The organism is Bifidobacterium sp. ESL0800 (assembly GCF_029395355.1).
Lineage (GTDB): Bacteria > Actinomycetota > Actinomycetes > Actinomycetales > Bifidobacteriaceae > Bifidobacterium.
The window spans coordinates 486,522-500,232 of sequence record NZ_CP113913.1 but is presented as its reverse complement, the minus strand read 5'-3'; the positions used below and the strand labels follow the sequence as shown (position 1 = coordinate 500,232).

Below are 13,711 nucleotides of genomic sequence, written 5' to 3'. Positions count from 1 at the left end.
TAGCATCCGCAAGCAATGTGGCCTGTTATGGCGACTTTTATGTGAGCGCTCACATAACCATGGATCGACCTTCATCATTTCGTTTTGGAGGCGTCTGCTTTCATCTTGATGACGCTGGCCGCAGCCGCCGTCCCGATGGCTACGACGATGACAGCAAGAGACACCCACGTGGGGATTTCCGGCACCTGGGCAATCGGCCTGCCACCGTTGATGAACGGCAGTGAATTGCCGTGAAGCGCTTCCATCAACAGCTTGACACCGATGAACCCGAGGACTACTGCCAAGCCGTATGGCAGGTATTCCAGTTTGTCGAGCAGGGCACCGAGCAGGAAGTAGAGCTGCTGCAGACCGAGCAGCGCGAAGACGTTGGAGGTGAAGACGATGAACGGGTCTTTGGTGAGCCCGAAGATCGCGGGGATCGAGTCAAAGGCGAACATGACATCGGTGGTGCCGATGGTCAGGAAGACGATGAGCATCGGGGTGAAGAACTTCTTGCCGTCCTTCACGGTCCGGATTTTTTCGCCGTCATACTCGTCTGTGATTTTCACCACTTTGCGAAGAGCTCGAATGATCGCATTTTCGTGATACTCCTCATCCTCATCGTCGCCGGCCACCAGTTTGACGGCGGTATAGATCAGGAACGCCCCGAAAATAAAGAAAACCCATGTAAAACGTTGGATAACGGCCGCGCCCACCAGAATGAACAGCCCGCGCAGGATGAGCGCGATGGTGATGCCCACGCTCAGCACGTATTTCTGGAGCTTTTTCGGCACGGCGAAGTTCGTCATGATGATGACGAAGACGAAGAGATTGTCGATACTGAGCGAATATTCGGTGAGCCAGCCGGAATAGAACTCCAGCGCCGGCTGCGAGCCCGACACCCACCAGACCAGACCACCGAAGATAAGCGCCGCAACAACGAAGAAGGCGATATGCTGCACGCACTCCTTGGTGCTGGGCACATGCGGCTTACGTCCGATCACAAACAAATCGGCAACGAAGAAAATCGCAAGTACCACATATGTGGCGATCATAAACGCTAAGGGTGTTTCGGCCATGTTTCCACCCTACGGGAGGGCGATGACCTTATGCAACGTTGGTTATCTGCGGTCATTGATCGTTGTTGATCACGATGGGGGTTATTTCTGCGCTTCGGTGATCTGGCGCAGTTCCTTTTTCAGGTCGCGGATCTCGTCGCGCAGACGGGCGGCGAGCTCGAACTGGAGCTGCTCGGCGGCCGTGTGCATCTGCTCGCTCATCTGGCGGATGAGGTCGGCGAGGTCCTGGGCGGGCAGGCCGGCGTTGATGATGTCGTCGTGATGCTTCTGCAGATCCTTCTCGTCGAGGCTGGTCAGGGCGATGCGCTTGTTGGACCCGGCACGTTTCTCGTCACGGTAGCCGCCGGCCAGCAGCGTTTCGGTGTCCACATCCTCACGAGCGAGCATGTCGGTGACGTCGCTGATCTTCTTGACCAGCGGCTTCGGGTCGATGCCATGCTCCTTGTTGTAGGCGATCTGCTTCTCGCGGCGACGGTTCGTCTCGCTGATGGCCGTCTCCATGGCGTCGGTGACCTCATCGGCGTACATGATGACGGTTCCGGACACATTACGCGCGGCACGGCCGATGGTCTGGATGAGCGAACGGTGCGAGCGCAGGAAACCTTCCTTGTCGGCGTCCAGGATCGCCACCAACGAGACCTCGGGCAGATCCAGGCCCTCGCGCAGCAGGTTGATGCCGACGATGACGTCGATCTTGCCTTCGCGCAGCTCGCGCAAGAGCTCCACACGGCGAAGCGTGTCGACGTCGGAATGCAGGTATTCCACCTTGATGTCGCGCTCCAGCAGGTAGTCGGTGAGGTCCTCGGCCATCTTCTTGGTCAGCGTCGTCACCAGCACGCGCTCGTGCTTGGCGACACGGTCCTTGATCTCGCCGAGCAGATCGTCGATCTGCCCTTTCACGGGACGCACGTCGATCTTCGGGTCAAGCAAGCCGGTCGGCCTGATGACCTGCTCGACCACACCGTCGGAAAGACCGAGTTCGTAGTCGCCGGGGGTGGCGGAAAGATAGACCGTCTGCCCGACCCGATCGAGAAACTCCGGCCATTTCAGCGGTCGATTGTCCATCGCCGAGGGCAGGCGGAATCCGTTCTCCACCAGGGTGCGCTTGCGGCTGGCGTCGCCTTCGTACATACCGCCGATCTGCGGGACGGTGACGTGCGATTCGTCGATGACCAGCAGGAAGTCGTCGGGGAAGAAATCGAGCAGGGTGTGCGGCGGGCTGCCGGGCTTGCGCTGGTCGAAGTGACGGGAATAGTTCTCGATGCCGGAGCAGAAACCGACTTGCTGAATCATCTCGAGGTCGTAGTTGGTGCGCATCTCAAGACGTTGGGCTTCGAGCTCCTTGCCTTGTTTGCGCAGCTCGGCCGTGCGGTCGACCAATTCCTCCTTGATGGTCTTCAAGGCGTGTTCGGTACGCTCGGGACCGGCGATATAGTGCGAGGCCGGGAAGATATGGACCTGCGACTCGTGGGCGATGACGTCGCCGGTCAGCGGGTGCAATGTGGAGATGCGGTCGATCTCGTCGCCGAAGAACTCGATACGGATGGCCAGTTCCTCGTAGACCGGGATGATCTCGACGGTGTCGCCGCGCACGCGGAAGGTGCCGCGGGTAAAGGCGATATCATTACGTTTGTATTGCATCGAGACGAACTTACGCAACAGGGAATCACGGTTGATTTCCTCCCCCTCGTGCAGGAAGAGCATGCGCCCGGCGTATTCCTCGGGCGTGCCCAAGCCGTAGATGCAGGAGACCGTGGCCACCACCACGCAGTCGTCGCGGGTCAGGAGGTTCGCCGTGGCGGCGTGGCGCAAGCGCTCCACGTCGTCGTTGACGTTCGAGTCCTTTTCGATATAGGTATCGGTCTGGGGAATATAGGCCTCGGGCTGGTAATAATCGTAATACGAAACGAAGTAGCTCACCGCGTTGTCGGGCATCAGCTCGCGGAACTCGGCGCACAACTGCGCGGCCAAGGTCTTGTTGGGTTCCAATATCAGCGTCGGACGTTGCAGCTTCTCGATGAGCCACGCGGTGGTCGCGGTCTTGCCGGTGCCGGTGGCGCCCATCAGCACCACGTCGTTCTCGCCGTTGTTGATGCGCCGCGCGATCTCGTCGATGGCCTCGGGCTGGTCGCCAGACGGCTGATACGGCGCCTTCACCACAAACGGATGATGCGACCGCTCGATATTGAACCCCATATTTGTCCGTCATTCCTTCCATTGCCAGACTTACCGACAATCTCGGCCGTGCCTGCGTTATTCCTGACATCAGCCCGCTACAAACCGAACCGTATTTACCATAGAATCATTTTGCCGTCGTTCACCGCCATTGTGCGAACAGCATATCAAGATGCTCGAACATTTGTTCGATTGGTTGTGTCGAGTCAATGACCACGTCGGCGATGGCCTCGCGTTGCCCGCGGCTCGACTGGTGGCGTATCCTGCCTTCGGCCTGTTCTCGGCTCATCCCCCGCGCCTCCATCATCCGTTGGATGCGCACCTCTTCCGGCGCTTCGACCGTAAGGATGTGGTCGAATGAAAACGGTATGGTATCGATGACTTCGGCCAGCAACGGCACGTCGTGGACGATCACGGAACTCAGGGAAGACTGCCCGGAGTTCTCGCGTTCGACTGTGCGTATCCTGTATTTTTCGACAATCTGGCGTTCCAGTTCCTGCGCCCGCTGGTATATCAAAGGATGTTCGATTTCGTCAAGCCTCTGCCTGGCATCAGGGGCAGCCTGCGGAGAAAAGACATGCGCCGCCATCCATCGACGATTCAATGAACCGTCAGGATTCATCGCCTCAGCTCCGAATTCCTTGGCAATTCGACGCATTCCAACGCTCCCGGGCTCGACCACCTGACGGGCCAGCTGGTCGTAATCGACAAGGCAGGCGCCGAGTCCCTTCAAATGAGCGGCGACGGTGCTCTTACCCGCCGCGATGCCTCCGGTCAATCCGATTCTCATGCATCCCCCAATTTCGTCTGCTTCGGCAAGAAACAAGAAGGTCGGCACAGACCTCAAGCCTGTGCCGACCAATCTCACGAAATCAACGTGAAATCACCTTTGGCGACTTCACTTCTTTTCCTTGAGGAGCTCCTCACGAAGAGCCGCCAGTTTGTCGGAACCAGCAAGCGTGCCTTCGGACTCGTTCTCCGAAGAATACTTGGTGGATTCTCCGGCGGACTTCTCCTCACGAGCGCCCTGGCCATCTTCAGCCGCGGACTCGGCCGCACCTTCGATTTCCTTGGCGACGAACTCCTTATGCTGCTCCCACAAATCGTGAGCGGCCGCATACTGGTTCTCCCACTCCTCGCGCTGCTTCTCGTAGCCGGCGATCCATTCGTTGGTCTGCGGGTCGAAGCCTTCGGGATACTTGTAGTTGCCGTCCTCGTCGTAATCGGCGGGCATGCCGTAGAGCGCCGGATCGAAGTCCTCGCTGGACGGGTCGACGGAGTCGTTGGCCTGCTTCAAGGACAGGGAGATACGACGACGGTCGAGATCGACGTCGATGACCTTGACGAAGATCTCTTCGCCCTGCTTGACGACGGTCTCCGGGTTGTCGACGTGACGGTTGGCGAGCTCGGAGATGTGGACCAGGCCCTCGATGCCGTCTTCGACGGAGACGAACACGCCGAACTGCACGATCTTGGTGACCTTGCCCTTGACGATCTGTCCGGGAACGTGGGTGCGTGCGAAGCGCTGCCACGGATCTTCCTGCGTCGCCTTGAGGGACAGCGAGATACGCTCGCGATCCATATCGACATCGAGCACCTCGACGGTGACCTTGTCGCCGACCTTGACGACCTCGGACGGGTGGTCGATGTGCTTCCAGGAAAGCTCGGAGACGTGGATGAGACCGTCCACCCCGCCCAGATCGACGAACGCGCCGAAGTTGACGATGGAGGAAACGGTGCCTTCACGGATCTGGCCCTTCTTGAGCTGAGCCAGGAAGGTCTCGCGAACCTCGGACTGGGTCTCCTCGAGATACTGGCGACGGGAGAGCACCACGTTGTTGCGGTTCTTGTCGAGCTCGAGAATCTTGGCCTTGATCTTCTGGCCGATGTACGGCGAGAGATCGCGGACGCGACGCATTTCGACGAGCGATGCGGGCAGGAAGCCACGCAGGCCGATGTCGACGATCAGGCCGCCCTTGACAGCTTCGATGACGGTGCCTTCGACAACGCCGTCGTCGTTCTTGATCTTCTCGATATCGCCCCAGGCGCGCTCATACTGGGCACGCTTCTTGGACAGGATCAGACGCCCTTCCTTGTCTTCCTTGGTGACGACAAGGGCTTCGACGGTATCGCCGAGCTCGACGACGTCGTCAGGATGGACGTCCTTCTTGATGGAAAGTTCGCGGGAGGGAATGACGCCCTCGGTCTTGTAGCCGATGTCGAGCAGCACTTCGTCGTGATCGATCTTGACGACCGTGCCGGTGACCAAATCACCATCATCGAAATTCTTGATAGTGGAATCGACTGCCTTGATGAAGTCCTCTTCGGTACCGATATCGTTGATCGCGACCTTGGTGACTTCGTTATTGTTCTCTGCCATTAAACGTGGTTTCTTTGTTATTAGTTGGATGGATAATTACCTATTAAGTTATGTCGGCGACCTTACGGCCACGCAAGTCATAAGATTACTAGTCGGCCTAGTCAAAGCATTCCAAAGAATCCGGGCGTGTCGCCGTCGGCTCAATGAAGCTTGCGCTCGGCCATCTCCACGACGTTCGCCAGGAGCATCGCACGGGTCATCGGCCCTACTCCCCCGGGGTTCGGCGTGTATGCGGAACTCAAGGCGTAACAGGCCTTGTCGATGTCACCGCGCACGCGGTAACGTCCTGCCTGCTCGTCATAGACGCGCGAGACGCCGACGTCGACAAGCACCGCCCCCGGCTTGATATCCTCGGGCCGCACGAATCCGGCGCGGCCGACGGCGGCGATGACTACATCGGACGCACGCATATGCTCGCCGATATCCTTGGTTCCCGTATGGCAAAGGGTCACGGTCGCGTTCACATCTTTGCTCGTGAGCATCAGGCCGATGGTGCGGCCGACAGTGATGCCGCGGCCGATGACGCAGACATCCTTCCCGTTCAGATCGATGTCGTAATGCTTCAGAAGCGTGATGATGCCACGCGGCGTGCAGGGCTGCGGCGCGGGGTTGCCGCCGTCGATATGCGCCACGAGTTCACCCAGATTGACCGGGTGCATGCCATCGGCATCCTTGGCCGGGTCGACGTGGGCGATGACCGCGTTGGAATCGACGCCTTCGGGCAGCGGCAACTGCACGATGTACCCGGTGCATTGAGGGTCGGCGTTGAGCCGCTCGACGGCGTCGATGATTTCCTGCTCGCCGGCGGTCTCGGGCAGCTCAACCGCGATGGAGGCGATGCCGACCTCGGCGCAATCCTTGTGTTTGCCCGCCACGTATTTGTGCGAACCGACGTCGTTGCCGACAAGGATGGTACCCAAGCCCGGCTTCACGCCTTGGGCCCTGAGCCTTTCCACACGCCCGCGCAGATCCTGTTTGATGGCCGCGGCCGCGGCCTTCCCGTCCAATCTGAGAGGAGTCCGTTGCACATCTGCCATGTTGGTTCCTTCATAGAAATACGTATTTCGACATTCCGTCCGGCCGTGTTCAAGCCAGACACCATAGTTATCGATTGTAAAGTGCAGACCGCCCACAAACGCAGGCGTGTCCACTATCGACGCCATACCCTTTGCTTATAACCGCTTATAAGCCAATGATTCAAACCTATTAAAAGACCAACTAAAACAACGAAATCCGCAGGAGCCCTGCAGCGCGACGTTCGGTTCCGTGCTGTCAAAACCAAAAGTTTGGATATACGAGTATGACCGTATTCGTTGTTTGACAACGATTCTCGTTTCCGTATATCGCCTTGTCGTTATACTGAAATGAAAGCTATACAAACCAACGGCTAACGGACATCGACCAGGGGGTCAGTATGAAGCGATTCGGATGGCAGGCCAAGGCTATGGCCTTCGTAGGCTCTCTTTGCCTGGTTTTCGGCCTTGCGGCCTGCGGCGGCGGCAATGACTCCCAGCCGCCAAGCAAGACGAACGACAGCTCCAAGCAGGCAAGCGGACCGATCAAGGTGGTGGCCTCCATCAACCAGTGGGGCTCGCTGGCCAGGCAAATCGGCGGATCGGACGTCAAGGTGACCTCGATCGTCAACACCGTCTCGGTCGATGCCCATGATTTCGAACCGCAGACCGCCGATATGGCGAAACTGCAAGGCGCCGAAATAGTGGTCGTGAACGGCGCGGGATACGACAATTGGGCCAGCAAATCCATCGTCAAGGGCACCACCAGCGTTTCGGCGGCCACAGCGGTCGGGGCAAGCACCGGGGACAACCCGCACCTCTGGTTCTCCAAGGACGCACGCAAGGCGATGGCGACGGAACTCGAGGATGCCTTCGCCAAGGCGCGGCCCGCAAAAGCCAAGCAATTCCAGGCCCGTCTGAAGACCTGGAAGGCGAGTGAGACCAAGCTCGAAGAAACGATGAAGACATTCTCGCGCAAGTACAAGGACGCCACCTACGGCGCCACGGAACCGGTCGCCTATTACCTGATGGACGACCTCGGATTCACCGACAAGACCCCGAAAGGCTATACGCAGGCCGTCGGGAGCGAAGGCGAGCCTGCGCCGAGCGACTTGCAGAAGTTCCAGCATCTGATCTCCGGGCGCGACGTCAACCTGCTCATCAACAACACGCAGGAGGCGAGCAATACCACCAATCTCCTGACCGGAACGGCCGGACGCACCGAAGTGCCCGTCGTCGATGTCAGTGAACAGATGCCGCAATCCGAGACCACGCTTACCGGCTGGATTACGGCGCTGACGAAAAGCATCGACAAGGCCATGGCTGATTTCAAAGCGAGCGTTGCCGGCCATGAGAAGGTGAACACCGGCAACAGCGGCAGCAACAGCAACGACTCCGGGCAGTCCGGCAATGGAACGGATTCCAGCCAGCAGACGCCTGCGGCCCCGGGCACGAGCAACGGTTCGGTACCTTCGAATGCAGGACAGACCGACCCCGGCAAGTAATCCCGCTTTCGCCAAACGAACAATTCACTGCTATTTGAGAATGATTTTCAATTTCAATTATACTATATTATATATCAATCCGTAAGCAGTGTTTCATTCGATCGCCAGCGAAAGAACAAGAAGATGAACGCAGAGACGAAACCCGAAAGCCTTCAGGAAGCCGGAACCGCAGACGACAAACCGGCGCTGGTCTTCCGCGACGCCGGCATCAAACGCGGCGAAAGAATCATCTGGCAACACGGCAATTTCTCGATTCCCTCAGGTTCCATCACCGCCATCGTCGGGACGAACGGCGCCGGCAAAACCACGATGATGAAGGCGGAACTCGGTCTTCTGCCGCTGTTCAACGGCAGTCTGACCGTACTTGGCGGGCCGGCGGGAACGACCAACCACCTGATCGGCTACGTGCCGCAAAACTATGCCGGCGACATCGAGTCGAACCTCACCGCCGAGCAATCCGTGCTGCTCGGGCTCACCGGAACGCGTTTCGGCATCCACCCCGTCACACGGGCGCAACGGGCACGGGCGCGCGAGGCCATGTCCTTCACCGGCGTGGACGATAAACGTCATTACCGGCTTTCCGAGCTGTCGGGAGGCCTGCGGCAACGCGTCGCCATCGCACAGGCTCTGGTGAGCGGTCCGAAACTGCTGATGCTCGATGAGCCGCTGGCCAATCTCGATCTTGCCGCCCAACGCGAGACGGTACATGTGCTGGCTCGACTCAACCATGAAATGGGCATGACCATTCAGGTGGTGGCTCATGACCTCAACATGCTGCTGCCGATTCTCGACAGCGCGGTCTATCTGCTGGACGGGCACCCGCATTACGCACGGATGAACGAGGTGCTGGACGCCGATCTGCTGACCCATCTCTACGGCACGAAAGTGCAAGTGGTCACCACCCCTCAGGGAGATATGTTCGTCACTCCGGACCCGGATGAACCGGAGGACATCACACCGGATATCCACAATCCTGACGAAGTCGCCGGGTTCCACCGTCATCACGCCGAAAACCGCGAGCAGGAGGCGGAGCTATGAGCCACATTCAATTCGGATTCAATCGTGAATGGCTGGAAACGCTTTCGATGCCGTTCATGCACAACGCCTTCATCGCAGGCCTGTGCATCGCGCTGGCCGCAGGCGTGATGGGCTATTTCACCATCGCCCGTCACTCGACCTTCGCCGCGCATGCCTTGGCGCATATCGGGCTGCCCGGAGCCACGGGGGCCGTCTTGCTCGGTCTGCCGGTCTCGCTTGGCCTCGGCGTCTTCGCACTTGGCGGGGCGCTGACCATCGGGGCGCTGGGCAAGAAGGCCTCGCAGCGCGAGATCGCGACCGGCACCGTGCTCGCTTTCGCCACCGGTCTGGGCCTGTTCTTTTCCCGTATGTCGAGTTCGGCCGCGCAGCAGATGCAGGCGATATTGTTCGGTTCGATCCTGACCATCACGGGCGATCAGGTCTTGGGCTTCGCGATGTTCGACGTGCTGCTGCTCGCGGTGATGGCCGTGGTCTATCGCCCGCTGCTGTTCAGCTCCCTGGACGAGCAGGTCGCCCAGGCCAAGGGAGTGCCGATAGGCGTGATGAACGTGCTGTTCATGGCCATCATGGCCGGCGTCATCACCATCGCGGTGCCCGCGGTAGGCACGCTGCTCATTTTCGCGCTGGTGGTGACCCCCGCCGCCACGGCGAACATCCTCACCAGTACGCCGTTGCGTTCGATGGTGCTTTCCAGCCTGCTGTGCCTGATCTCGATCTGGGGTGGGTTGGTGGTCTCGGCCATGATGCCCACTCCCCCAAGCTTCGTCATCGTCACCATTTCCACGCTGTTCTGGCTGCTCGCCAAAGGCGTGGAGGCGTTGCGCCGCCGCTGAGGCCGTTCCGGCCGGACAACCGAGCTACCGGACCACCACAACGTTGGACCGCCGGATCGCCGGGAAACGATATTTATACATACCTATACCATTGAGGGCCATCTCCTGATATCGAGATGACCCTCAACGTTACGTCAAAAACCGAATCAACGGTTGCAGCGGCCCAGCTTGAAGCCGGAAGAACCGCTACTTCTTTTTCTTGGAACCCTTGGCGTCCTTGTTTTCGGCCTCGACCCTGGCCAGCGTCTTGTTCGCCGGCTCCTCAGGCGCCTGGGAATGGTGCTTGGCATCTTCGGGCGTGGGCTCGGCATATCCCAGATTGACGTCGAGCAGGTGCTGCGCCTCATCCTCGTCGATATGCTCGGAAAGCGCGATCTCCGAGGTGAGGATGTTGCGGGCGCGGGTCAGCATGCGCTTCTCGCCTGCGGAAAGCCCGTGCTCGTCGACGTCGCGCTGAGCCAGATCGCGTACGACCTCGGCGATTTTGTTGACCTCGCCGGTGGCGATCTTCTCGACGTTGAGCTTATAGCGCCGTGACCAGTTCATCTTCTCGTTGTCGACGATCGGGGTACGCAGGATCTCGAAGACCTTCGCGACCTCCTTGCCGTCGACGATATTGCGGATGCCCACCTTCTTGGCGTTCTCAACCGGCACCTCGATGACCAGACCATCGCTGGAAAGCACTGAAAGCTGTAGATAATCGCGCGTAACGCCCTTTACCGTACGCTTCTCGAAGTTTGTCACCTTCGCCGCGCCGTGACGCGGATAAACGACGACATCCCCAACCTTGTAATCCATGGAACCTCCGAAAACCCTTAAACGCAATGTGTCTAAGTTTTTCACGCGCTGCGGACGTTTATCCTTGCTGCGAACCGATAGAAACTGCTAAAACCGATGAAAACCACAGTTGAAAGCCAATTGGGTGCGCCGGAACCTATAATAGGTTATTTGTAGCAATGTTTTTGAAAGCGGAGGACACATGCTCAACACTTCGGCACATCAGAAGACACCGCGCACCATCTTGGTGGTCGAGGACGAGCCTGATCTCGCCACGGCGATCGCCCAGCGCATCACTGCCAACGGATGGACCGCACGCGTGGCAGGAGACGGGGCGAGCGCCGTACGCGCCGCCAGCCAGATCAAGCCGGACCTGGTGATCATGGATATCATGCTGCCCGTCATGGATGGCATCGAAGCCACCAAACGCATCATCGCCGAACGCCCGGTGCCGGTGCTTATGCTCACCGCCCGCGATTCAGAGGCCGACAAGGTCATGGGACTTTCCGCCGGTGCCGATGACTACATGACCAAGCCGTTCTCCCCGCGCGAACTCATCGCCCGTTGCGAAGCCCTGTTGCGCCGTGTCGAGCGTGCCACCCTCATCGCCAAGAACAACGAGAACGAGAAGGTGCTCGACTTCGGCACGCTGATCATCGACCCGCGCCAGCGCATCGTCACCCAAAACGGCAAGCAGGTGCATCTCACCCCTACGGAATTCGACCTTCTGGCCACGCTGGCCCGCAAACCCAAGTCCGTCTTCAAGCGCGAGAAGCTGCTGGAAGAGGTGTGGGACTGGCCCGATGCCTCCGGCACCCGCACCGTCGACTCGCACGTCAAGGCTTTGCGCCACAAGCTCGGCAGCGATCTGATCCGCACCGCCCACGGCGTCGGCTATGCGTTCGAGCCGCCGGAAGACGGCACCGTCTCAACACCTGCCGCGCAGTGACCATAAACAATCGACAGCCCTACGGGGCTGCTTTTTGTATACCCCCCAATTCCGAAAGAGCACAGTGACCACAACGATGAACAACCATACCCATCAGCCCGGCAAGAAAATATTGGACAACGAGCGTCCGATAGGATTCTTCTCATCACTGAAAATGGAGCTGAGCATCATCATCGTCGTCGCCACCGCCATCGCGTTCGTCATGGCGTGGTTCCTGCTGAAAGTGGGGCTGAGCGGTTGGATCGCCATGCCGCTCACCCTCGTGGTGGCACTTGGCATCACCTACTTCTTCTCGCGCGGACTCACCTCCCCCTTGCGCCAGATGCGCGATGCCGCAAGGGCAATGAGCGAAGGCGATTATACGGTGCGCGTGCACGTCAGCGACCAAAGCAACGACGAAGTGGGGCAGCTCGCCCGTTCGTTCAACGAGATGGCCGAGGAACTGCAGCACGCCGACCAGATGCGGCGTGACATGATCGCCAACGTCTCCCATGAATTGCGCACTCCCGTCTCGGCCCTGCAGGCGATGCTTGAGAACCTCGCCGACGGCGTGGTGGACCCCACCCCGGCCAACCTCGAAGGCATTTTGAACCAGACCCACCGGCTTTCCGATCTCATCGCCTTCCTGCTTGACCTCTCGCGCATGGAGGCCGGAGCGGCGAGCCTCAACATCGAGCAGTTCAACTTCGCCGACTTCATCGAAGAGACGCTGGAACCGCTGGAAATCGCCGATGCCGGCCACGCCCACGACGTCGATGTGCACGTGCCGGATTCCATCGAGATCGAAGGCGACCAGGACAGGCTGCGCCAGCTTTTCACCAATATCATCTCCAACGCCTTCAAACATTCGCCAGACAACACCACGGTGCTCGTCGAGGCCCACGAAGACAAGATCCACGGCACGGTGATCACCAACGTCGTCAATTTCGGCTCGCAGATTCCACCGGAAGCGCGTGCGGACATCTTCCGCCGCTTCGTCAAGGGCAAGTCGGGCCCGGGCACCGAATCCGGCGGCACCGGCCTCGGACTCTCCATCGCCCGTTGGGCGGCACAGCTGCACGGCGGCAACGTCAAGGTCGTCGACGACAACCGCGGCACCGATTTCGAGATCACCCTGCCGAAATTCCATATCGCCGCCGACGAACCAACAGGGAAAACAACGCTCTGACGGTCTCGGCAGGTTATCCGTTTAGGGCCCGTCCTGTATTGGTCCCATTTTTCCGGTATCCTCTCACGCGTTCTCACATAATCGAACATATGTTCTATTTTATTGTCTCGACCTTTTGACACAATAATATTCGAACAAACGTTCGATTATTGGGAGGCGTGCGATCATGACCACGACATCATGCAGATTGACATGCGGCGACCCTGGGCAGGATTGCAGGGTCACCCGAGTTTTTCGTTCGACGCTTGCGCCGACACCCATCCCCATCGCCCTCGAAGCGGTGCACGCAGGGTTTCCGTCGGTCGCGCAGGATTATTTTGCAGGTGATTTCAGCTTCGACGAACACATCATCCGCAACCCTGACACCACCTACATCATCACCGTCGCCGGTGACTCCATGGAGGGCGCCGGCATCTGGGATGGCGACCTTCTGGTGGTCGATCGCTCGCTTGAACCGCAGGTCGATGACGTGGTGGTGGCCGTGCTTGACGGCGAACTGACCGTCAAACGCCTTCTTATGCGCGGATCGACGCCAATCTTGCATCCCGAGAACCCTCGTTACCCTGATTTCTCGCCCCAAAACGCCGAGGAACTGGTGATATGGGGTGTGGTCACCGGCAATTTCCACATCCAAAGCCGTTCCAGCCGGTTCGGCTCTGCCCTGCCGGGCATCACCCGTCCCGGCATGTCCAATGCATCCGCATACCATTCCGGTGCCACCGAGAAGGCGAACGGAACCACCGGGCTCGCTTCGCGCAGCCCGGGTTGGTCGGGCGGCGCCACCATCTACCCCTTCCCCCAACGCGGCAACTAGC

At 59.3% G+C, this 13,711-nt stretch carries 12 protein-coding genes; 6 read left to right on the top strand and 6 right to left on the bottom strand.

The genetic code is table 11. The features are described from left to right. Positions 1-74 precede the first annotated feature (74 nt). The 5 genes from OZX75_RS02040 to OZX75_RS02020 all read right to left on the bottom strand — a co-directional run bounded on the left by OZX75_RS02040 (position 75) and on the right by OZX75_RS02020 (position 6,650). On the bottom strand, positions 75-1,058 hold the full coding sequence (locus OZX75_RS02040; protein WP_277146590.1) for a TerC family protein: 984 nt from the start codon (positions 1,056-1,058) through the stop codon (positions 75-77). Between the two features lie 81 nt (positions 1,059-1,139). Beyond that, positions 1,140-3,254: an excinuclease ABC subunit UvrB gene (uvrB, locus tag OZX75_RS02035; protein ID WP_277146589.1), complete on the bottom strand. Its 2,115-nt coding sequence runs from the start codon at positions 3,252-3,254 to the stop codon at positions 1,140-1,142. A 121-nt stretch (positions 3,255-3,375) separates the two neighbouring features. Next, on the bottom strand, positions 3,376-4,023 hold the full coding sequence (coaE, locus tag OZX75_RS02030) for a dephospho-CoA kinase (protein WP_525930259.1): 648 nt from the start codon (positions 4,021-4,023) through the stop codon (positions 3,376-3,378). A gap of 108 nt (positions 4,024-4,131) precedes the next feature. After that, the gene (gene rpsA / locus OZX75_RS02025; protein ID WP_277146588.1) at positions 4,132-5,613 is read right to left on the bottom strand and encodes a 30S ribosomal protein S1; all 1,482 of its coding nucleotides are present in this window, start codon (positions 5,611-5,613) and stop codon (positions 4,132-4,134) included. 140 nt (positions 5,614-5,753) lie between these two features. Further along, entirely contained in the window at positions 5,754-6,650 is an 897-nt protein-coding gene (locus OZX75_RS02020; RefSeq protein WP_277146587.1) for a bifunctional methylenetetrahydrofolate dehydrogenase/methenyltetrahydrofolate cyclohydrolase, read from the bottom strand. Between the two features lie 377 nt (positions 6,651-7,027). Between OZX75_RS02020 and OZX75_RS02015 the strand changes: the two genes are divergently transcribed. The 3 genes from OZX75_RS02015 (at position 7,028) to OZX75_RS02005 (ending at position 10,002) form a co-directional block, all read left to right on the top strand. After that, entirely contained in the window at positions 7,028-8,131 is a 1,104-nt protein-coding gene (locus OZX75_RS02015; protein ID WP_525930258.1) for a metal ABC transporter solute-binding protein, Zn/Mn family, read from the top strand. Between the two features lie 123 nt (positions 8,132-8,254). After that, complete coding sequence (locus tag OZX75_RS02010) at positions 8,255-9,169, top strand: ATP-binding cassette domain-containing protein (RefSeq protein ID WP_277146586.1); 915 nt, start codon at positions 8,255-8,257, stop codon at positions 9,167-9,169. Beyond that, the gene (locus OZX75_RS02005) at positions 9,166-10,002 is read left to right on the top strand and encodes a metal ABC transporter permease (RefSeq protein ID WP_277146585.1); all 837 of its coding nucleotides are present in this window, start codon (positions 9,166-9,168) and stop codon (positions 10,000-10,002) included. Before OZX75_RS02010 ends, OZX75_RS02005 begins: the two co-directional genes overlap by 4 nt. 186 nt (positions 10,003-10,188) lie before the next feature. On the opposite strand, the gene OZX75_RS02000 is transcribed toward OZX75_RS02005, so the two are convergent. Then, the gene (locus tag OZX75_RS02000; RefSeq protein WP_277146584.1) at positions 10,189-10,800 is read right to left on the bottom strand and encodes a CarD family transcriptional regulator; all 612 of its coding nucleotides are present in this window, start codon (positions 10,798-10,800) and stop codon (positions 10,189-10,191) included. A gap of 181 nt (positions 10,801-10,981) precedes the next feature. Between OZX75_RS02000 and OZX75_RS01995 the strand changes: the two genes are divergently transcribed. From OZX75_RS01995 to OZX75_RS01985, 3 genes are all read left to right on the top strand, one after another. Continuing rightward, positions 10,982-11,728 carry a response regulator transcription factor gene (locus OZX75_RS01995; RefSeq protein WP_277146583.1) on the top strand — a complete coding sequence of 249 codons (747 nt, stop codon included), beginning with the start codon at positions 10,982-10,984 and terminating at the stop codon, positions 11,726-11,728. Between the two features lie 76 nt (positions 11,729-11,804). Further along, positions 11,805-12,896 carry a sensor histidine kinase gene (locus OZX75_RS01990; RefSeq protein ID WP_277147340.1) on the top strand — a complete coding sequence of 364 codons (1,092 nt, stop codon included), beginning with the start codon at positions 11,805-11,807 and terminating at the stop codon, positions 12,894-12,896. Between the two features lie 166 nt (positions 12,897-13,062). Beyond that, a complete protein-coding gene (locus tag OZX75_RS01985; protein ID WP_277146582.1) occupies positions 13,063-13,710 on the top strand; it encodes a LexA family protein in 648 nt (215 codons plus the stop codon). Position 13,711 lies beyond the last annotated feature (1 nt).